This is a genomic window from Cellulophaga omnivescoria, assembly GCF_027915275.1.
GTDB classification, from domain to species: Bacteria; Bacteroidota; Bacteroidia; order Flavobacteriales; family Flavobacteriaceae; genus Cellulophaga; species Cellulophaga omnivescoria.
The window spans coordinates 332501-352764 of sequence record NZ_CP115819.1 but is presented as its reverse complement, the minus strand read 5'-3'; the positions used below and the strand labels follow the sequence as shown (position 1 = coordinate 352764).

Here is a 20264-nt window from a genome sequence, read left to right as displayed (position 1 = left end):
TCATTATAAATTAGTACAAATGAAAACAGAAGAAAACCTCTCAGAAGAGCTAATAAAAAAGTTAAATGATTGGCATAACACCGGCAATCATTTAAAAGTAGTGCTAGAGTTAAAGTCTTTTCCAGAAACAAGTAACTCTTATATATTAACAAGCCTTTTGGCTAGAGCATTAAATAATCTTAATCTTTATGAAGAAGCGTTAGGTTTGTTACAAAATGTTAGCCAGCAAGGTAAAGAAGATAAAGACTGGTATTTTAGAGTAGGTTACTCGTTATTTTATTTAGACGGTAGAGAAACAGAAGCTATTCCTTATTTTGAAAAAGCTATTGAGTTAGGTGATGATTATCCTTCAACTTATGAATTGCTATTAGAGGCCAAATCCTTTTTAGTGGAAGAAGAGGAAAATGATGAAGTAATTGAAGAAGAATTTGTTTTTGAACCTATGGCCTATGCTCAATTGTCTTTAAATATGAAACTTCAACCACAACATCGTGGTCATATAGAAGATTCTTTAGATTATATGCTTCGTAAAAAAAAGTGGGGATCTGTTAGTGGTGGGGGCACTTTAATTGGTAAAAATGGAGAGCCAGAATCCTGCGATATAGAAATTGATTTAGTATCGTATTCTCAAGAAATGAAAGAAAATATAATTTTTGTTGCAAAAAATATTGAAGTAGCAAATGGTTCCAAGTTAAAATATTATGCAAAAGACAAAAATGCTAATTCAAGTTTTGATGTGGAATATCCAATTGGTAAATTGGTTGGTTTAGGAGTATATGTAAAAACAAAGTTTTTGCAAGAAAAAGATATTAGTATAGACACAGTTATAGAGTTATATAATTCTCTTATTAAAATTCTTGGTAATAATGGAGCTTTAATACCTAGTTATAGTGAAAATGAAAATGAAATTGCATTGTATTTTTATGCAGAAAGAGATTATGACTATTTGGTAAATAAAATTACTTCATTTCTTAAAAATAATTTAGTAGGTAAAGAATGTGTTGTTAAGCAAATAGCATAAATTTATACTAAAATTTTATAGTATTGTGCTTAATAATTAAGTATAGTAGTAAAAAGAAAAAAGCTTGCTAAATATAAGATTTAGCAAGCTTTTAGTGACCTCGACAGGATTCAAACCTGTAACCTTCTGAGCCGTAATCAGATGCGCTATTCAGTTGCGCCACGAGGCCGTTTTTGTTTAAATTCCTTTAAACGAGGGTGCAAATATATTTCTTTTTACTTTTACCACAAAATAACTAAAGAAAAATATATGAATTTTAAAGAATATATTAGAGATGTAAAAGATTTTCCTAAGCAAGGTATTGTTTTTAAGGATATTACGCCTTTGTTAAATAATGCAGAAATTTTAGAAAAAACTGCTAATGCACTCTTAAATTTAGTAAAAGAACAAAAAATAGACAAAGTTGTGGGTATGGAAAGCCGTGGTTTCTTCTTTGCTACACTTTTGGCAACTAAGTTAAGCGCAGGTTTTGTTCCGGTACGCAAAAAAGGAAAATTACCTTTTAATGTGCTTTCTAAGCCATATTCTTTAGAGTATGGTGAAGATGCATTAGAAATACATACAGATGCCATTAAAAAAGGAGATAAAGTATTAATACATGATGATGTGCTGGCTACTGGTGGTACAGCAAAAGCTGTTTGTGAATTAATTGAAGAATTAGGTGGTGAGGTAGTACAGTGTAACTTTTTAATAGAATTAGATTTTTTAAATGGTAAAGATAAAATAGCAAATTATAATGTTACTTCTTTACTACATTATTAGTCTATAGCATTTGTAGTTACATAATAACGCCAACCAATAATTGCTAACTGTAACTTACTAGCTTTAGATAAGTCTAACTGTTTTTTACTGTAAGATGGTAATAGTAAACGGTTAATTTTAGCAAGAAATCTAAAAAGTGCTTTTTTCATAAAAGTATTTTTTGCAAATATATGGTAATACTAAAAAAGAATAAAGGTTGCAATATAGCAACCTTTATTGGTATATAGGCCTATATGATTTTTCTTAAAATAGTATTACAATAACTGTGATAATATAGCTAAATAAAATTTCTGATAGAATAATCATAATTTGTGGTTTTTTAAGGTTAATAATTAGTTGTAAATAATCGATTATTTACTTAAGATATATAGAAAATATACTCACTTGCAAATAATTTAACTACTATTAATACAAGTGAATACACTATTTGTAACTATATAACAATGTTTGTTTTAATATTTTAATTGTACTCTTTATTTAAGTTTTTATTTGTAAGTTTTTTTAGTGATTAATGTTTAAATGTGTAATTTTTGTAGAGGCTTATTTATGTTCACTTAAAAAACCAAGAGGCCTTTCATTTTGTATTTGTTCAAATTAAGCTGTTTCATTCCTGTAGGTTATTGTTTTTGCTAGTGTTTACAGCAATTTTTATTCATTTAAAAATATAGTTTTTAAAAGAAAAATGTAGCATTCTAATTGTTATATTTGCCCCAAAAAAAAGTAGTAGATGCTTAATATTGTTTACATAATTATTGGTTTGGTTTTTTTAATAATGGGAGGTAATTGGTTATTAAAATCCTCTGTAGCACTATCATTAAGGTTGCAAATACCAAAAATTGTTGTTGGTATGACGGTGGTTTCTTTTGCTACATCTGCACCAGAATTAATAGTTAGTATTAAGGCAGCTTTGGAAGGTTCGCCAGATTTAGCTTTAGGTAATGTGGTAGGTTCTAATATTGCCAATCTAGGTCTAGTTTTGGGTGTAATAGTAATGTTGGGCAGTATAGATGTTCGTAAAAGTTTTTATACTACAGATTGGCCTATTTTAATGTTAGCCTCATTAGTGTTTTTTGTTTTTATTTATTTTGATGGCATTATAGAGTTTTATGAGGGGCTAATTATGGTAGCGCTTTTAATAGTATATATTGTGTACCTCATTAAGTTTCAGAAAACAGCAGTAGAAGATGAGGCTCCAGAAGATGATGTGCCTTTACCAACCTTTAAAATGTTATTGTTTTTAGCTCTGGGTGGTTTAGGGCTTTGGGGAGGATCAGAACTATTAGTAAGTGGTGCAACTGGTTTAGCTAGGTTTTACAATGTTAGTGAAAGAGTAATAGGAGTAACTGTAGTTTCTGTGGGTACAAGCATACCAGAGCTTGCTGCTTCTATAATAGCTGTAATTAAAAAAGAGAAAGCAATATCATTAGGTAATTTAATAGGATCTAATATCTTTAATATTTTTGCCGTTCTAGGTATTACAGCGCTAATTACACCTTTAACTGTAGTAGATAATACATTGTTAAGTAATGATATTTTATGGATGCTAGGTTTTGCATTTATTTTATTACCTCTAGTTTTTTTTCCAAAAGGATTGCGCTTAGGATGGCGAGACGGAATTGTATTGTTAGCGGGTTATATAGCTTTTGTATACTTTACTATTTAAAAATATAATGTCACTAAATAATAGCGTACAAAAAACGCCTAAGAATAAGCTTAGGCGTTTTTTAAAACAATTAATTTAATTATATACTTAAACCTTTGCAGATTTTACAGTTTTAATAATTCTTCCAGCAATTTTATAAGGATCTCCGTTAGATGCTGGTCTTCTGTCTTCTAACCAACCTTTCCAGCCTTTTTCAACTGTAATAATAGGAATTCTAATTGAAGCTCCTCTGTCAGATATACCGTAGCTAAAATCAGTAATTGCAGCAGTTTCATGTAATCCCGTTAAACGTTGGTCGTTAAACTCTCCATAAACAGCAATATGTTCTTTTGTAACAGGTCTAAACGCTTCACATATTTTTTCGTAAACTTCTTTAGAACCACAAGTTCTTAAAGTAGTATTAGAGAAGTTAGCGTGCATACCAGATCCATTCCAATCACCTTTAACTGGTTTTGGGTGGTACTCAATATAGTAACCATATTGCTCTGTTAATCTATCTAGTAAATAGCGAGCTATCCAAATTTCATCTCCAGCTTTTTTAGCTCCTTTTGCAAACAATTGAAATTCCCATTGTCCGCTAGCAACTTCTTGGTTAATTCCTTCAAAATTTAAACCAGCTGCAATACAAAGGTCTGCGTGCTCTTCAACAAAATCTCTTCCGTGTGTGTTTTTACCACCTACAGAACAGTAGTACATACCTTGCGGGCCAGGGTAACCACCAACAGGGAAACCTAATGGTAATTGTGTATTCTTGTCCATAATAAAGTACTCTTGTTCAAATCCAAACCAGAAATCGTTATCTTCATCATCAATACCAGCTCTAGAGTTAGATACGTGTGGAGTTCCGTCAGCATTTAAAACTTCTGTCATTACCAAGTATCCATTGTTACGTGCTGGGTCTGGGTAAATAGCTACTGGCTTCAATAAACAGTCAGATGATCCTCCTTCTGCTTGTTGTGTAGAACTTCCATCAAAAGACCAAATTGGGCAATCTTCTAATTTACCGCTAAAGTCATCTTCTACTTTTGTTTTACTTCTTAAATTGGCAGTTGGTGTATAACCATCTAACCAAATGTACTCTAATTTTGATTTGCTCATAATGTTGATTGTTGTAATTTCATTAAAGATGAAGCAAAAATAATTTTTTTCACTGTATCTCCATAATTTTTATAGGGGTAATTGCTAAAATATTAGATGTAATTCTTAATACCCTTGTTTTTTTAGGGGTAAATTAAAAAATTTATATTTTTATTCGGTTTAATTAGTAATTTTGTAATTCACACCACTTTTAAATATATATATAATGTCTATAGTTAGGTTTAATGCTGTTAGAGAAAGTTTGTCTAGAGAAAACTTTGTGATAAATGAAAAAGGTAGCCGATCTAAAAAGTTTGGTAACCACGTTTTTAATGAAGAACGTATGTTGCAATTTTTAACTAAAGATGCTTTGGCTACTGTTAAAGATGCTATTTTTTCAGGAGCTAAAATTGACAGAAAAATTGCAGATCAGGTAGCAGAAGGTATAAAGTCATGGGCAATTACAATGGGTGCTACACATTACACGCATTGGTTTCAGCCACTAACAGGTACAACTGCAGAAAAACATGATGCTTTTTTTGATGTTTTAAGTGATGGTAGAGCATTAGAAAAATTTGGAGGTGGGCAATTGGTACAACAAGAGCCAGATGCATCTAGTTTTCCTAGTGGAGGAATAAGAAACACTTTTGAGGCAAGAGGCTATACCGCGTGGGACCCTACTTCTGCAGCTTTTATATATGATAAAACATTATGCATACCTACCATATTTGTATCCTACACTGGTGAGGCTTTAGATAATAAAGCACCACTTTTACGTGCTTTATCTGCGGTAGATGAAGCGGCAACTGCAGTAGCTAAATATTTTGATAAAAATGTAACCAAAGTAAATGCAACATTAGGTTGGGAGCAAGAGTACTTTGTTATAGATAAGGCTTTAGCATATTCTAGACCAGATATTGTGCTTACAGGCAGAACTTTAGTAGGGCATCATGCAGCTAAAGGTCAACAGTTAGATGATCATTACTTTGGAGTAATACCTAGTAGAGTACTTAATTTTATGAAAGAACTTGAAGTAGAGTGTATTAAATTGGGTATACCTGTAAAAACAAGGCATAATGAGGTTGCTCCTAATCAGTTTGAGTTAGCTCCAGTTTTTGAAGAAGCAAACCTAGCCGTAGACCATAACCTATTATTAATGGACGTTATGGATAAAATTGCAGACAAGCACAATTTAAAAGTATTGTTTCATGAAAAACCATTTGCACATATAAATGGGTCTGGTAAACATAATAATTGGTCATTAGCAACAGATACGGGTACTAATTTGTTAAGTCCTGGTTCTACACCAATGAAAAATCTTCAGTTTTTAACATTCTTTATCAATACTATAAAAGCAGTAGATACGTATGAGGAGTTATTAAGATCTTCAATAGCATCTGCAAGTAACGATCACAGGCTAGGTGCTAATGAAGCGCCACCAGCTATTTTTTCAATATTTATAGGTACACAATTAAGCAGTGTGTTAGATGAGTTAGAGGGCGTATCTAAAGGTAAATTATCACCAGAAGAAAAAACAGAGCTGAAATTAAATGTAGTTGGTAAAATACCAGAAATTCTTTTGGACAATACAGACCGTAACCGAACTTCTCCTTTTGCATTTACAGGTAATAAGTTTGAGATGCGTGGTGTTGGTTCTAAAACAAACTGCTCTAAACCAATGACCGTTTTAAATACTATTGTAGCCAAGCAGTTAATAGATTTTAAAAAAGAGGTAGATGAACTAATAGATAATAAAAACCTTAAAAAAGACGAGGCTGTTTTTAATGTATTAAGAGAATATATAAAAACGTCTAAAAGAATTAGGTTTGATGGCGATGGCTATAGTAAAGAATGGGAAAAAGAGGCCAAAAAGAGAAAACTAAGCAATAATAAAACTACTCCAGAAGCTTTAAAGGTTTTAACATCTAAACAAAGTTTAGACTTGTTTAAATCTATGAATGTAATGAGCGAAGTAGAAGTTTCTGCCAGACAAGAAATTGAACTAGAATCATACATTATGCACGTACAAATAGAAGGTCGTGTGTTTAATGAATTGGTATACAGCCATATTGTTCCTGCGGCTTTAGCATATCAAAATAAACTACTAAAAACTGTTCTTGGTTTAAAAGAAATTTATGGCAATAATTACAAGTCAATGGCGGCAGCACAATTAACCATTTTAGAGCAAATAGCAGAACATATAAATGAGATAAAAACAAAGACAGATGCAATGACGCAAGCTCGTAGAGATGCCAATAACTTAAAAGATTTAAGTAAAAAGGCATTTGCTTATTGTGATAATGTAAAGCCATTTTTTGATGAAATTAGATATCATAGTGATAAGTTAGAGCAATTGATAGAGAACGAGTTATGGCCGTTAACTAAGTATAGAGAACTGCTATTTGCAAAGTAAAAAGGAATAGTAAAAAGCAATTGCTTTTAGTTATTTTTAGGATTTTTTTAGATGTCTAATGGGGGAATTACATTAATATCATATATTTGTTTCTTGATATAAATCAAACCTATTTTAAAATATGGAATATTTAGACTTTGAACTCCCTATCAAAGAACTAGAAGAGCAGTTAGATAAGTGTCAGATTATTGGCAAGGAGAGTGATGTTGATGTATCTGAAACTTGTAAGCAGATAGAGAAAAAATTAACAGAGACTAGAAAAGATATATATAAGAATCTTACACCATGGCAAAGGGTGCAACTTTCTAGACACCCTAACAGACCTTATACATTAGATTATATTAATGCAATCTGCGGAGATACTTTTTTGGAGCTTCACGGAGACCGTAATGTAAAAGATGATAAAGCAATGATTGGTGGTCTTGGCAAAATTGGTGACCAAAGCTTTATGTTTATTGGCCAGCAAAAAGGATTCAACACTAAAACAAGACAATACCGTAACTTTGGTATGGCTAACCCAGAGGGTTACCGTAAAGCTTTACGTTTAATGAAGTCTGCAGAAAAATTTAATGTTCCTGTGGTGTGTTTTATAGATACTCCAGGTGCATACCCAGGTATTGAAGCAGAAGAACGCGGACAAGGAGAAGCTATTGCTCGTAATATATTAGAAATGACACGTCTTAAAGTGCCAATTATAGTTGTTATAATAGGTGAAGGTGCTTCTGGTGGAGCATTAGGTATAGGTGTGGGAGACAAAGTATTAATGTTAGAAAATACGTGGTATTCTGTAATATCTCCAGAATCTTGTTCTTCTATTTTATGGAGAAGTTGGGAGTATAAAGAGCAAGCTGCAGAGGCATTAAAACTTACAGCTACAGATATGAAGAAATTAAAACTTATTGATGAAATTGTACGCGAACCAGCTGGTGGAGCTCATGCAAATAGAGATAAGAATTTTACAATTGTAAAAAACAAAATTATTTCTCATTTTGAAGATTTAAAAAAGTTATCACCAAAAGAATTGGTAGAAAACAGAATGGATAAATATGCTAGTATGGGAGTCTTTAACGGCTAACAGGCATTTTTATTCAAAATAATAGAAATCCAAAGACTTAGGCTTTGGATTTTTTTTGGTTATGAACACAAATTCGTAACTTATCAACAGGTCAATTGTTAATCAATAGTGAATATAACTATACCTATTATAAAGTTAACTAAACGTTAATTGCATACTTTAGCAGATATGGATAAGCCAAGCCCAGTAGTAGGACATAAGATAGATAAATCTACAATTATAAATTTAGAGAGAGGAAAAATACCGCCACAAGCTGTTGATTTAGAGGAGGTTGTGATTGGTGCAATGATGATAGATAAAAAAGGTGTAGATGAGGTTATAGATATTCTGCACCCAGATGTTTTTTATAAAGATGCGCACAAACACATTTATGAAGCAATTTTTAAGTTGTTTGAGTCTTCTGAGCCAATAGACTTATTAACCGTTTCTACTCAATTAAAGCAAGACGGTAAGTTAGAAGCTGTTGGAGGAGATTTTTATTTAATCAAACTAACCCAAAAAGTAACATCTTCAGCTCATATAGAGTTTCACGCAAGAATTATTCTTCAGAAATTTATACAAAGAAGTTTAATTAAAATATCTAATGAAATTATACAAGAGGCTTATGATGAAGCTACAGATGTATTTGATTTGTTAGACACAGCAGAATCTAAATTATACGATGTTACACAGGGTAATTTAAAACGTTCTGCGGAAACAGCACAAAATTTAGTAATACAGGCTAAAAAGAGAATAGAAGAAATATCGGGCAAGGAAGGATTAAGTGGTGTTCCATCTGGTTTTCATAAATTAGATGAGTTAACATCTGGTTGGCAGCCCAGTGATTTAATTATTGTTGCAGCACGTCCAGGTATGGGTAAAACAGCCTTTACTTTGTCTATGGCTCGTAATATGGCAGTACAATCTCAAATGCCAGTTGCCTTTTTCTCTTTAGAGATGTCATCCGTACAGTTAATTACAAGGCTAATTTCTTCAGAAACCGGATTGTCATCGGAAAAATTACGTACTGGTAAATTAGAAAAACACGAGTGGGAACAGTTAAACGTTAAAGTAAAAACCTTAGAGTCTGCTCCCTTATTTATAGATGATACTCCTTCACTTTCTATTTTTGATTTAAGGGCAAAATGTAGAAGATTGGCTTCACAACACGGTATAAAAATGATTATGATTGATTATTTGCAACTTATGACCGCAGGTGGAACGCAAAAAGGAGGTAACCGTGAACAGGAGATTTCTACAATTTCTAGGAACTTAAAAGCATTAGCAAAAGAACTTAACGTTCCGGTTATTGCACTTTCTCAGTTATCAAGGGCTGTAGAAACACGTGGGGGGAGTAAAAGGCCAGTTTTATCAGATTTACGTGAATCTGGTGCAATTGAGCAGGATGCGGATATTGTATCATTTATCTATAGACCCGAGTACTATAAAATTGATGAATGGGATGATGACGAGCACTCACCAACCCAAGGACAAGGTGAGTTTATTGTGGCAAAACACAGAAACGGTGGTTTAGAAAATATTAGGCTTAAGTTTATTGGTAGTCAAGGTAAGTTTGATAACCTTGATGATTTTGATTCTCCTTTTGAGTATCAATCTAAAATGAATGAAAACGAAGAAAATCCATTTTTAACGCAAGGATTACCAAGTGCAAATGAAGCTTTTGGTAGTTCTATGAACGATGGTTTGCCGCCAGAAGATGATAATGATGTACCTTTTTAAAAAAAAATAAATATTAAAAAATACACAAAAGCTAGTCTAAATAAATAATTTTAGACTAGCTTTTGTGTTTTAAATGGCTAATTAAGTACCTTTAATAAAGTAAAAATTACCAAACAAATGCGTAAGTATATTTTATTTGTATCAGTTTTATTTATTTCTTTTAATGCATTGGCTTCAAATATCTTAATTCCTATGGATGCTGAAAGTCAAAAAAATCATTTAAAAGCATATGGTATTACATATTGGGTACTAGCCAAACAGCAAAAAGTGCATTGGTTACTAAATTATAGAGGTGGTTCTTTTCTACTGCCAGATGGAGATTCTATACGTAAAGAGTGTCAAATTAGAGGAGTATCTTTTGAGATTTTGTCAACCGCTCAGGCCGAAAGTATTTTAGATGAAATAAGTAGCCCGTCTAAAAATCAGGATGCAGTTATCTTAGAAAAAGCACCCAAAATTGCTGTTTATTCACCTAAAGGTAATCAACCGTGGGATGATGCTGTTACTATGGTGTTAACCTATGCAGAAATACCTTATGTAACTATTTATGATGAAGAGGTTTTAGGTGATAAATTAGCATTGTATGATTGGCTACATTTGCATCATGAAGATTTTACCGGGCAATACGGTAAATTTTATGGCAGTTATAAAGCTGCGCCTTGGTATATAGATAATAAACAAAAATCTGAAGAGTTAGCAAATAAATTAGGATACTCTAAAGTGTCTGAGGAAAAAAGAGATGTAGCTTTAAAAATTAAAAATTATGTTATTGGTGGAGGGTTTATGTTTGCTATGTGCTCTGCCACAGATAGTTTTGATATTGCTTTGTCTGCAGAAGGGGTAGATATTTGTGAGCCTATGTTTGATGGTGATGCTTCAGATCCTAGCTATCAATCTCAAATTGATTATAAAAAAACCTTTGCTTTTACAGATTTTACCTTAGAACGTAACCCATCTATTTACGAGTTTTCAACTATAGATATGACAAGAAAAAGGCAAGTGGCCAAAGAGACAGACTATTTTTCTTTAATGGATTTTTCTGCTAAATGGGATCCTGTGCCAACTATGCTTTGTCAAAACCATACTTCATTAGTTAAAGGTTTTATGGGGCAAACAACCTCGTTTAATAGATCTCAAATAAAACCTACAGTGTTAATTTTAGGAGAAAATAAAATTAATAACGAAGCTAGATATATTCACGGTATTAAAGGCAAAGGTTTTTTTACCTTTTATGGAGGTCACGACCCAGAAGATTATCAGCATAGAGTAGGTGATCCAAAAACCGAATTAGAATTGCACCCTACTTCACCAGGTTATAGGTTAATATTAAATAATGTATTGTTTCCTGCGGCTCGTAAAAAAAAGAAGAAAACTTAATTGTTAACTTTCTAAAAGCTTATCTAATATTGTCTCTACTCCAAATTCATCATTGCTTTTTGTGCGGTAGTTAGCTGCTTTGGTAACATTTGGGTGAGCATTAGCCATTGCAAAACTAAAATCTGCGAGTGCTAACATTTCTAAGTCGTTATTAAAATCTCCAAAAGCCATTGTTTCTGATGATGTGATGTTAAACATATCTTGTAATTTTTGCAATGCATAGCCCTTGTGGGCATCATTATGTGATAAGTCTAACCAGTTTTCACCAGATATTTTTACCTTAAGCTTAGTTTCTAAGTGTTTTACTTTTGGGTAGATATAGTTTTCAGAGCTCTCAAAATGGTAAATAGCAATTTTTAAAATATCATCTTTATAGTTGCGTAAGCTATCTAAAACTTCGTACTCTGCATAATACTCTTTAAACTTTTCTTTAAACTCTTCAGAGTCTGATGCTATATAAGCCTTTTTTTTACCGCATAATACTGGGTAAATATCATCAATAGTATCAATTAAATTTAGGAGCTCTGTAATTGTAGTGTGGTCTAGGCCTGTCTGCAATAGTTCTTTGTTTTTGTTTTTAGCAATAGCACCATTTTCTGCTATAACTAAAATATCATCTTTAATGCTATGCAACTTATCAATTATACTGTGGTATTGTCTTCCGCTTGCAGCTACAAAAAGAATATTATTCTCTTTTAATTTTTTAAATTGATTAAAAAACTTTGCACTAACCTCGTGCTTAGAGTTTAGTAGTGTACCATCCATATCGGTAACTACCATTTTCACTTTTGATAAGTCCATATTTTAAGCTAATTGTAAACTACAAAGATATCTTTAACTCTTTATAATTATATAAAATTTAGTTAAACATTTTGTAAATGAAAACTAAAAATGAGGTTAATGGGTTTAAATAAATTTAATACTTAGTGGGTATTTGTATAGTCTTTTTTCAGAAGCAGCCATACCACCCATTATTGGAGTTATTATCATTAATAAAGCTAGTGCAATACCAACAAAAAATAGTATGAACATAAATAAAATACCTATAATGAATAATGATAAAAACATAGATATTAGTAATAATACAAAAAATACAACGGAATATATTAGTACACTAATTTGAAAATTAATTACAGCTCTTCCATGAGCGTCCATATCTTTAATTTCACTTTTTTTAGAAGACCACATTATTATGGGTACAATAATTCCAAACGGACCTAAAAAGTTTAGGAGCTGTGAGTAATGCATTAAAGATATGTTGCTATAATCTTCTGGTAGCTCGGTGGTATTCATTAGCTTTTTTTATGTCTTATTTTACGTATTTCATAAAACGTTAAAAAAGCTACTATTAGTATGCAAATTGTAATAAAAGTATAGGGTTTTTGTTCGGTAAGGTTAATTAAGAAATCTGTCATTTCTGCAAATTCTCCTGTCATAATCGTTTCTTATTTTAAAATTTAAGTCATATATAAGATGTAAAACAGCTAATATGGTTGCTTGTAAAAGGTAAAAAATATTAGTTATAATATAAAACTTTTCATTTAGGTAAATGTTGTGTTACTAAGATTAAAGTTTTCTTTAAAAAAAAACCTGCTCTAATAAAGAGCAGGTTTTATTCACCTAAGCGAGATGAATTATTTTTTATTTTACCTTGTTTACAATAGCTTTAAAAGCCTCTGGGTGGTTCATAGCTAAATCAGCTAAAACCTTACGGTTAAGCTCAATGTTGTTAGCTTTTACTTTACCCATAAATTGAGAATAAGACATTCCATGTAATCTGGCACCTGCATTAATACGGGTAATCCATAAAGCACGGAAATTTCTTTTCTTAACTCTACGGTCTCTATAAGCATATTGCATTGCTTTTTCAACCGCATTTTTGGCTACTGTCCAAACGTTTTTACGTCTTCCAAAATAACCTTTGGCTTGCTTCATCACCTTTTTTCTTCTAGCTCTTGAAGCAACTGAATTTACTGATCTTGGCATAAATTTTAATTTTTTTGTAGTAGGCGGTCTAAATTAAGACACTTTGTTTTTAAGCCTAACTCCATGGTTAATACTAATTACCGTAAAGAATCTAATTACTTTAAACGTAATTGTTCTTTAATACTATTTACATCAGACTCATGTACTAAAGCACTGTGAGTTAATGCAAGCTTACGCTTTTTAGATTTTTTTGTCAAAATGTGACTCTTAAAAGCGTGCTTTCTTTTTATTTTACCAGAACCTGTAAGCTTAAAACGCTTTTTAGCACTGGATTTTGTTTTCATTTTAGGCATTTGTCTCCTATTTAATAAATTAAATACCGAAAAATTTCGGCATCTCTCGCTTAGTAACCAAACTTTTACATTCGGTTTATTTTACAAATACTTATAAAAAGCATTCTTATTTCTTTGTTTTAGGAGCTAAAAACATTGTCATTCTTTTGCCTTCTAATTTTGGCATTTGCTCCACTTTTCCTAGTTCTTCTAGTTCTTGTGCAAGACGTAACAACAATATTTCTCCTTGATCTTTATAGACAATAGATCTACCTTTAAAAAATACATATGCTTTTAATTTAGCACCATCTTTTAAAAATTTCTCTGCGTGTTTTTTCTTAAACTCATAATCATGATCATCAGTTTGTGGTCCAAAACGTATTTCTTTTACAACAACTTTAGACGCTTTGGCTTTCATAACCTTTTCGCGCTTCTTTTGCTCGTATAAGAATTTCTTGTAGTCTATAATTTTACACACAGGAGGATCTGCTTTTGGTGAGATTTCTACCAAATCTAATTCTAACTCCTCTGCTTTTGCTAAAGCCACTTTTGTTGAGTATACACCAACCTCTACATTATCACCAACTAAACGTACGTTAGGTACCTTAATATCGTTGTTGATATTGTGTGGATTCTTGTTTTCTCTTCTCGGCTGCGGCCTAAATCTCTTTCTAATTGCTATAACTAATAATTTTTAGATTAAACTTCTATTTTTTTAAAACGACTTTAAGGTACTATTTATTTCGCTAGTTACCAAGTCACTAAAATCTTTTATTGAGATAGAGCCTAAATCTTCACCTCCGTGTTTACGCACAGATATAGTGTTTGTAGCCTCTTCATTCTCGCCAATGATAATCATAAAAGGGATTTTATTCATCTCTGCTTCCCTAATTTTCTTACCTACCGTTTCGTTTCTGTTGTCTAGCAGGGCGCGAATTTCGTCATTTTCTAATGAATTTAAAACTTTTTTCGCATATTTCTCATATTTCTCGCTAACTGGCAACACTATTGCTTGGTCTGGTATTAGCCATAATGGAAAATTACCGCCAGTATGCTCAAGTAGTAATGCTATAAAACGCTCCATACTGCCAAATGGTGCACGGTGTATCATTACTGGTCTATGATCTTCATTGTCACTTCCTTTATAGGTAAGGTCAAAACGTTCTGGTAAGTTGTAATCTACCTGTATTGTACCTAATTGCCAGTTTCTGCCAAGTGCATCTTTCACCATAAAGTCTAGCTTTGGGCCGTAAAAAGCAGCTTCACCGCTTTCAATTACGTAATCTAAACCTTTTTCCTTAGCAGCATTAATAATTGCATTTTCTGCTTTTTCCCAGTTTTCAACACTGCCTATATATTTGTCGGGATTATCTAAATCCCTTACAGATACTTGGGCCTTAAAGTTGTTAAACCCTAAAGAGTTTAAAACATATAAAGATAAGTCTATAACATTTTTAAATTCTTGATCTAATTGATCTGGAGTACAAAAAATATGGGCATCATCTTGTGTAAATCCTCTAACTCGTGTTAAACCGTGTAGTTCTCCACTTTGTTCGTATCTATACACTGTGCCAAATTCAGCAAAACGTTTAGGTAAATCTTTATAAGAGTGTGGTTTAAAATTAAACACTTCGCAATGGTGCGGACAATTCATAGGCTTCAGTAAAAACTCTTCATCCATTTTAGGAGTCTTTATTGGTTGAAAACTATCTTCTCCATACTTAGCATAATGTCCAGATGTTACATAAAGTTCTTTTTGTCCTATATGTGGTGTAACTACCATTTCGTAACCAGCTTTCTTCTGTGCTTTCTTCAAAAAATTCTCCAATCTTTCTCTTAAAGCAGCCCCTTTGGGTAGCCATAACGGTAAACCGGCACCTACTTTCTGAGAAAAAGTAAAAAGCTCTAGTTCTTTTCCTAGTTTTCTGTGGTCTCTTTGTTTTGCTTGCTCTAGCAGCTCTAGATATTCAGTTAATTCTTTTTGCTTAGGAAAAGATATACCATATATACGTGTAAGTTGAGTTTTGTTTTCATCACCTCTCCAGTATGCACCTGCAACACTTAATATTTTTATAGCTTTTACTATACCAGTATTTGGTATGTGGCCACCTCTACACAAATCAGTAAAAGTATCGTGGTCGCAAAAAGTTATTGTGCCATCTTCAAGGTTTTCAATTAATTCAGTTTTGTACTCGTTACCTTGCTCTTTGTAAAGGGCTAGTGCTTCCTTTTTTGTTACAGATCGCATTTTAAAATCATGCTTTCCTCTAGCAATTTCAATTGCTTTCTTTTCAATTTTAGGAAAATCTTTGTCAGATATAGATCTGTCATCACCTAAATCAACATCATAGTAAAATCCATTCTCTATAGATGGTCCAATAGTAAGTTTTACACCTGGGTATAACTCTTCAATCGCCTGTGCAACTATGTGAGAAGATGAGTGCCAAAAAGCTTGTTTGCCTTCGGTGTCATTCCATGTATATAAAACCAAGCTGCCATCTTCGTTTAAGGGTGTTGTGGTTTCTACCGTGGTATCATTAAATTTAGCAGAAATAACATTTCTTGCAAATCCTTCGCTAATGCTTTTAGCAACGTCCATAGGAGTGCTTCCTTCAGAAAATTCTTTTAAAGTACCGTCTGGTAAAGTAATTTTAATCATACCTAATATTAATATAAGGATACAAAGATAATATGTTGTTGTCACCCTAACAATAATAAAGTAGATATTTTATATTAATAAAACGCTATATATGTTAATTGAGTAACGCCACTGTATAATTTATATATAATAAGGTATTGGTTTTGGTATATTGCTTTTCATTTTTTCAGGTCGATAACCCAAACATTAAACACAAACTACCATATATTAAGGTATGGTTTTAGGAGTTTGTTGTGGATCAATAAAAAATCTAAAAAAAACTTAAGCTTTAAAGAATTGAATTGCAGTAAGTTATTTGTGTTTTTAAAAATACTTTTAAAAAAGATGTAAAAAAGGCTTGTGGTGTTTAAAAATGGGAGTATATTTGCAGCCGCTAACGGACAAACGAGCAGTTAAAAAGTTAGCAAAGTTCATTGATTAGGTTGTAAAATTAGTATTGTAAAAAGGTTAAAAAATAAGTTTACAAAAGCTTGTTTAGTAGCAATTAAAAATACTATTTTTGCATTCCCAATTTGTTAGGGTTGTTAAAGCGAAAATAAGCATTAAAATAATTTAATTTTTTATTTTGTCAGTTTAAAAAAACGTTATACATTTGCAACCGCTTTCAGAGAGGGTAAGAGTTAAGAAATTTTGGAATGATTGTATTGTTAATCAACTAGTTCGAGTCTAGTATTTCTACAAGAATTAAAAGTTCATTTGACATATTGAAGAGACAGCAAAATAATGCTACTTAGTAGTATTATTGAATTAAAAAAGAGAATGAGTTTGGTTTTAGACGATTTTAGGTTGTTAAGAATATTTACAAAACAACGATGAAGAGTTTGATCCTGGCTCAGGATGAACGCTAGCGGCAGGCTTAACACATGCAAGTCGAGGGGTAACAGAGGAGCTTGCTCTTGCTGACGACCGGCGCACGGGTGCGTAACGCGTATACAATCTGCCTTGCACTAAGGGATAGCCCAGAGAAATTTGGATTAATATCTTATGGTTTATAATTATGGCATCATATTTATAATAAAGGTTACGGTGTAAGATGAGTATGCGTCCCATTAGTTTGTTGGTAAGGTAACGGCTTACCAAGACTACGATGGGTAGGGGCCCTGAGAGGGGGATCCCCCACACTGGTACTGAGACACGGACCAGACTCCTACGGGAGGCAGCAGTGAGGAATATTGGACAATGGAGGAGACTCTGATCCAGCCATGCCGCGTGCAGGAAGACGGTCCTATGGATTGTAAACTGCTTTTATACAGGAAGAATAAGGACTACGTGTAGTCTGGTGACGGTACTGTAAGAATAAGGACCGGCTAACTCCGTGCCAGCAGCCGCGGTAATACGGAGGGTCCGAGCGTTATCCGGAATTATTGGGTTTAAAGGGTCCGTAGGCGGGCTGTTAAGTCAGGGGTGAAAGTTTGCAGCTCAACTGTAGAATTGCCTTTGATACTGACGGTCTTGAATTATTGTGAAGTGGTTAGAATATGTAGTGTAGCGGTGAAATGCATAGATATTACATAGAATACCGATTGCGAAGGCAGATCACTAACAATTGATTGACGCTGATGGACGAAAGCGTGGGTAGCGAACAGGATTAGATACCCTGGTAGTCCACGCCGTAAACGATGGATACTAGCTGTTTGGATTTCGATCTGAGCGGCCAAGCGAAAGTGATAAGTATCCCACCTGGGGAGTACGTTCGCAAGAATGAAACTCAAAGGAATTGACGGGGGCCCGCACAAGCGGTGGAGCATGTGGTTTAATTCGATGATACGCGAGGAACCTTACCAGGGCTTAAATGTAGATTGACAGGTTTAGAGATAGACTTTCCTTCGGGCAATTTACAAGGTGCTGCATGGTTGTCGTCAGCTCGTGCCGTGAGGTGTCAGGTTAAGTCCTATAACGAGCGCAACCCCTGTTGTTAGTTACCAGCACATTATGGTGGGGACTCTAGCAAGACTGCCGGTGCAAACCGTGAGGAAGGTGGGGATGACGTCAAATCATCACGGCCCTTACGTCCTGGGCCACACACGTGCTACAATGGTAGGTACAGAGAGCAGCCACTTAGCGATAAGGAGCGAATCTATAAAACCTATCACAGTTCGGATCGGAGTCTGCAACTCGACTCCGTGAAGCTGGAATCGCTAGTAATCGGATATCAGCTATGATCCGGTGAATACGTTCCCGGGCCTTGTACACACCGCCCGTCAAGCCATGGAAGCTGGGGGTACCTGAAGTTCGTCACCGCAAGGAGCGACCTAGGGTAAAACTGGTAACTAGGGCTAAGTCGTAACAAGGTAGCCGTACCGGAAGGTGCGGCTGGAACACCTCCTTTCTAGAGAAATACGACCGTTACATATTAGTTTATGTAGTAAGAATTTAGTTGTAACTAGATTTATTTTCTTTTTTCGCTGTCACTTCAAAATATTAAGATACAACAACTAAGATTGAGTCCCATAGCTCAGCTGGTTAGAGCGCTACACTGATAATGTAGAGGTCGGCAGTTCGAGTCTGCCTGGGACTACTAAGTAAAGCTTATCAATAGTAAGTGTTACAGAAGTAGTCAAGGTAAAACAAGAGGCTATAATTGATTAGTTTGGTTGTATTGAGATAACATTATAAACGTAATGTAGAAGGAAATTCTGGAAGTTGAGTAGTAGTTGGCAGTACTAACTACAAGCTACTATATACTACTTTTAGTATATGGGGGATTAGCTCAGCTGGCTAGAGCGCCTGCCTTGCACGCAGGAGGTCATCGGTTCGACTCCGATATTCTCCACCAGGCAATGCTTGGAGATAATTAAGATTATTTTCAGAGTATTGTAGTTAGGAGCATAGATCATTAAATTATCTATTGCGACTTACAATAACGTTCATTGACATATTGGGACATTGTGTATAATTACCACAGGGGTAATTATCACGATAAGAAATAAAAAGAATACGAAATAGAGAAGAGCAAGAGGCTATTAAATGGTATGTAAAACATTTAATAGTGACAAGTTACAAAAGGGCGTATGGGGAATGCCTAGGCTCTCAGAGGCGAAGAAGGACGCGATAAGCTGCGAAAATCTGTGGGGATCAGCACATATGATATGATCCGCAGGTATCCGAATGGGGCAACCCGGCATATTGAAGATATGTCATCTCGTAAGAGAAGCAAACCCGGAGAACTGAAACATCTAAGTACCCGGAGGAGGAGAAAACAAAAGTGATTCCGTTAGTAGTGGCGAGCGAACGCGGATTAGCCCAAACCAATATTGTTTCGGCAATATTGGGGTTGTAGGACCACGACATTTGGTGTGTTATGAATTAGAATACGTTGGAAAGCGTGGCCATAGCAGGTGATAGCCCTGTATAAGTAAAGACCATTACCGATAGTGGTATCCTGAGTAGCACGGGGCACGTGAAACCTTGTGTGAATTTGGCGGGACCATCCGTTAAGGCTAAATACTCCTGAGAGACCGATAGTGAACCAGTACCGTGAGGGAAAGGTGAAAAGAACCCTGAACAAGGGAGTGAAAAAGATCCTGAAACCATACGCTTACAAGCGGTCGGAGCCTTTAGGGGTGACGGCGTGCCTTTTGCATAATGAGCCTACGAGTTACTTTTACCAGCAAGGTTAAGGTTTTCTGGACCGGAGCCGTAGCGAAAGCGAGTCTGAATAGGGCGACCATAGTTGGTAGTAGTAGACGCGAAACCGTGTGATCTACCCATGGGCAGGTTGAAGCTTTGTTAACCCAAAGTGGAGGACCGAACCCGTTGACGTTGAAAAGTCTTGGGATGACCTGTGGGTAGGGGTGAAAGGCCAATCAAACTCGGAAATAGCTCGTACTCCCCGAAATGCATTTAGGTGCAGCGTGCATATAGTTTTATAGAGGTAGAGCTACTGATTGGATGCGGGGGCTTCACCGCCTACCAATTCCTGACAAACTCCGAATGCTATAAAATGATTATGCGCAGTGAGGGCATGGGTGCTAAGGTCCATGTCCGAGAGGGAAAGAACCCAGATCATCAGCTAAGGTCCCAAAGTATATACTAAGTTGAAAAAACGAGGTCCAACTGCACAGACAGCCAGGATGTTGGCTTGGAAGCAGCCATTCATTTAAAGAGTGCGTAACAGCTCACTGGTCGAGCGGTTGGGCATGGATAATAATCGGGCATAAGTATATCACCGAAGCTATGACTTCTATTAATAGAGGGGTAGGGGAGCATTGTAGCGCCATAGAAGGTTTACTGTAAGGTA

The 20264-nt window shown here is 34.4% G+C and carries 16 protein-coding genes, 3 tRNA genes and 2 rRNA genes (1 of these 21 cut by a window edge); 11 read left to right on the top strand and 10 right to left on the bottom strand.

All coding sequences use genetic code 11. The features are described from left to right. Positions 1–19: 19 nt before the first annotated feature. Entirely contained in the window at positions 20–1021 is a 1002-nt protein-coding gene (locus PBN93_RS01605; RefSeq protein WP_271081249.1) for a tetratricopeptide repeat protein, read from the top strand. A gap of 95 nt (positions 1022–1116) precedes the next feature. On the opposite strand, the gene PBN93_RS01600 is transcribed toward PBN93_RS01605, so the two are convergent. After that, positions 1117–1190: transfer RNA gene (locus PBN93_RS01600), tRNA-Arg, on the bottom strand. 80 nt (positions 1191–1270) lie between these two features. Here PBN93_RS01600 and PBN93_RS01595 point away from each other — a divergent pair. Next, on the top strand, positions 1271–1783 hold the full coding sequence (locus PBN93_RS01595) for an adenine phosphoribosyltransferase (RefSeq protein ID WP_077405412.1): 513 nt from the start codon (positions 1271–1273) through the stop codon (positions 1781–1783). Here PBN93_RS01595 and PBN93_RS01590 read toward each other — a convergent pair. Next, positions 1780–1932: a hypothetical protein gene (locus tag PBN93_RS01590; protein WP_013621954.1), complete on the bottom strand. Its 153-nt coding sequence runs from the start codon at positions 1930–1932 to the stop codon at positions 1780–1782. The genes PBN93_RS01595 and PBN93_RS01590 overlap by 4 nt on opposite strands. A 578-nt stretch (positions 1933–2510) precedes the next feature. Between PBN93_RS01590 and PBN93_RS01585 the strand changes: the two genes are divergently transcribed. Then, positions 2511–3446, top strand: coding sequence for a calcium/sodium antiporter (locus PBN93_RS01585; RefSeq protein ID WP_077405410.1), 936 nt, complete (start codon positions 2511–2513; stop codon positions 3444–3446). Positions 3447–3533: 87 nt separating this feature from the next. On the opposite strand, the gene PBN93_RS01580 is transcribed toward PBN93_RS01585, so the two are convergent. Next, the gene (locus PBN93_RS01580; RefSeq protein WP_077405407.1) at positions 3534–4544 is read right to left on the bottom strand and encodes a glutamine synthetase beta-grasp domain-containing protein; all 1011 of its coding nucleotides are present in this window, start codon (positions 4542–4544) and stop codon (positions 3534–3536) included. Positions 4545–4749: 205 nt separating this feature from the next. Between PBN93_RS01580 and PBN93_RS01575 the strand changes: the two genes are divergently transcribed. The 4 genes from PBN93_RS01575 to PBN93_RS01560 all read left to right on the top strand — a co-directional run bounded on the left by PBN93_RS01575 (position 4750) and on the right by PBN93_RS01560 (position 11107). Then, positions 4750–6936: a glutamine synthetase III family protein gene (locus PBN93_RS01575; protein ID WP_077405405.1), complete on the top strand. Its 2187-nt coding sequence runs from the start codon at positions 4750–4752 to the stop codon at positions 6934–6936. Between the two features lie 121 nt (positions 6937–7057). Next, the gene (locus PBN93_RS01570) at positions 7058–8011 is read left to right on the top strand and encodes an acetyl-CoA carboxylase carboxyltransferase subunit alpha (RefSeq protein ID WP_077405402.1); all 954 of its coding nucleotides are present in this window, start codon (positions 7058–7060) and stop codon (positions 8009–8011) included. Positions 8012–8179: 168 nt separating this feature from the next. Beyond that, a complete protein-coding gene (gene dnaB, locus PBN93_RS01565) occupies positions 8180–9730 on the top strand; it encodes a replicative DNA helicase (protein WP_077405399.1) in 1551 nt (516 codons plus the stop codon). Positions 9731–9847: 117 nt separating this feature from the next. Continuing rightward, complete coding sequence (locus PBN93_RS01560; RefSeq protein ID WP_077405396.1) at positions 9848–11107, top strand: asparagine synthetase B; 1260 nt, start codon at positions 9848–9850, stop codon at positions 11105–11107. Positions 11108–11110: 3 nt separating this feature from the next. Here the strand turns inward: PBN93_RS01560 and PBN93_RS01555 are convergent, their stop codons facing one another. From PBN93_RS01555 to thrS, 7 genes are all read right to left on the bottom strand, one after another. Next, positions 11111–11908 (bottom strand): Cof-type HAD-IIB family hydrolase, encoded by a 798-nt coding sequence (locus PBN93_RS01555; RefSeq protein ID WP_077405393.1) that lies wholly within the window; start codon positions 11906–11908, stop codon positions 11111–11113. A 105-nt stretch (positions 11909–12013) separates the two neighbouring features. Beyond that, positions 12014–12400, bottom strand: a complete 387-nt coding sequence (locus PBN93_RS01550; protein ID WP_077405390.1) for a DUF4870 domain-containing protein — start codon at positions 12398–12400, stop codon at positions 12014–12016. Beyond that, positions 12400–12543 (bottom strand): hypothetical protein, encoded by a 144-nt coding sequence (locus PBN93_RS01545; protein WP_171974514.1) that lies wholly within the window; start codon positions 12541–12543, stop codon positions 12400–12402. The genes PBN93_RS01550 and PBN93_RS01545 overlap by 1 nt, the downstream gene beginning before the upstream one ends. Positions 12544–12748: 205 nt before the next feature. Beyond that, complete coding sequence (gene rplT / locus PBN93_RS01540; protein WP_013621964.1) at positions 12749–13093, bottom strand: 50S ribosomal protein L20; 345 nt, start codon at positions 13091–13093, stop codon at positions 12749–12751. A gap of 95 nt (positions 13094–13188) precedes the next feature. Further along, positions 13189–13386 carry a 50S ribosomal protein L35 gene (rpmI, locus tag PBN93_RS01535; protein WP_077405387.1) on the bottom strand — a complete coding sequence of 66 codons (198 nt, stop codon included), beginning with the start codon at positions 13384–13386 and terminating at the stop codon, positions 13189–13191. A gap of 106 nt (positions 13387–13492) precedes the next feature. Then, positions 13493–14041 carry a translation initiation factor IF-3 gene (gene infC, locus PBN93_RS01530; RefSeq protein WP_075695343.1) on the bottom strand — a complete coding sequence of 183 codons (549 nt, stop codon included), beginning with the start codon at positions 14039–14041 and terminating at the stop codon, positions 13493–13495. A gap of 39 nt (positions 14042–14080) precedes the next feature. Then, positions 14081–16024, bottom strand: coding sequence for a threonine--tRNA ligase (gene thrS, locus PBN93_RS01525; RefSeq protein WP_271081248.1), 1944 nt, complete (start codon positions 16022–16024; stop codon positions 14081–14083). 809 nt (positions 16025–16833) lie between these two features. Between thrS and PBN93_RS01520 the strand changes: the two genes are divergently transcribed. The 4 genes from PBN93_RS01520 to PBN93_RS01505 all read left to right on the top strand — a co-directional run. Beyond that, positions 16834–18353, top strand: a 16S ribosomal RNA gene (locus PBN93_RS01520). A 115-nt stretch (positions 18354–18468) separates the two neighbouring features. After that, positions 18469–18542: transfer RNA gene (locus tag PBN93_RS01515), tRNA-Ile, on the top strand. 181 nt (positions 18543–18723) lie between these two features. Further along, positions 18724–18800, top strand: a tRNA-Ala gene (locus PBN93_RS01510). Positions 18801–19014: 214 nt separating this feature from the next. Further along, positions 19015–20264, top strand: a 23S ribosomal RNA gene (locus PBN93_RS01505) (it continues 1578 nt past the right edge of the window). The 16S and 23S rRNA genes sit together here with 2 tRNA genes alongside, the layout of an rRNA operon.

What these genes read in the sequence shown, in the direction of transcription:
- PBN93_RS01605 (WP_271081249.1), top strand. Translation starts at nt 20, where the DNA reads ATGAAAACAGAAGAAAACCTCTCAGAAGAGCTAATAAAAAAGTTAAAT.
- PBN93_RS01595 (WP_077405412.1), top strand. Translation starts at nt 1,271, where the DNA reads ATGAATTTTAAAGAATATATTAGAGATGTAAAAGATTTTCCTAAGCAA.
- PBN93_RS01590 (WP_013621954.1), bottom strand. Translation starts at nt 1,932, where the DNA reads ATGAAAAAAGCACTTTTTAGATTTCTTGCTAAAATTAACCGTTTACTA.
- PBN93_RS01585 (WP_077405410.1), top strand. Translation starts at nt 2,511, where the DNA reads ATGCTTAATATTGTTTACATAATTATTGGTTTGGTTTTTTTAATAATG.
- PBN93_RS01580 (WP_077405407.1), bottom strand. Translation starts at nt 4,544, where the DNA reads ATGAGCAAATCAAAATTAGAGTACATTTGGTTAGATGGTTATACACCA.
- PBN93_RS01575 (WP_077405405.1), top strand. Translation starts at nt 4,750, where the DNA reads ATGTCTATAGTTAGGTTTAATGCTGTTAGAGAAAGTTTGTCTAGAGAA.
- PBN93_RS01570 (WP_077405402.1), top strand. Translation starts at nt 7,058, where the DNA reads ATGGAATATTTAGACTTTGAACTCCCTATCAAAGAACTAGAAGAGCAG.
- dnaB (WP_077405399.1), top strand. Translation starts at nt 8,180, where the DNA reads ATGGATAAGCCAAGCCCAGTAGTAGGACATAAGATAGATAAATCTACA.
- PBN93_RS01560 (WP_077405396.1), top strand. Translation starts at nt 9,848, where the DNA reads ATGCGTAAGTATATTTTATTTGTATCAGTTTTATTTATTTCTTTTAAT.
- PBN93_RS01555 (WP_077405393.1), bottom strand. Translation starts at nt 11,908, where the DNA reads ATGGACTTATCAAAAGTGAAAATGGTAGTTACCGATATGGATGGTACA.
- PBN93_RS01550 (WP_077405390.1), bottom strand. Translation starts at nt 12,400, where the DNA reads ATGAATACCACCGAGCTACCAGAAGATTATAGCAACATATCTTTAATG.
- PBN93_RS01545 (WP_171974514.1), bottom strand. Translation starts at nt 12,543, where the DNA reads ATGACAGGAGAATTTGCAGAAATGACAGATTTCTTAATTAACCTTACC.
- rplT (WP_013621964.1), bottom strand. Translation starts at nt 13,093, where the DNA reads ATGCCAAGATCAGTAAATTCAGTTGCTTCAAGAGCTAGAAGAAAAAAG.
- rpmI (WP_077405387.1), bottom strand. Translation starts at nt 13,386, where the DNA reads ATGCCTAAAATGAAAACAAAATCCAGTGCTAAAAAGCGTTTTAAGCTT.
- thrS (WP_271081248.1), bottom strand. Translation starts at nt 16,024, where the DNA reads ATGATTAAAATTACTTTACCAGACGGTACTTTAAAAGAATTTTCTGAA.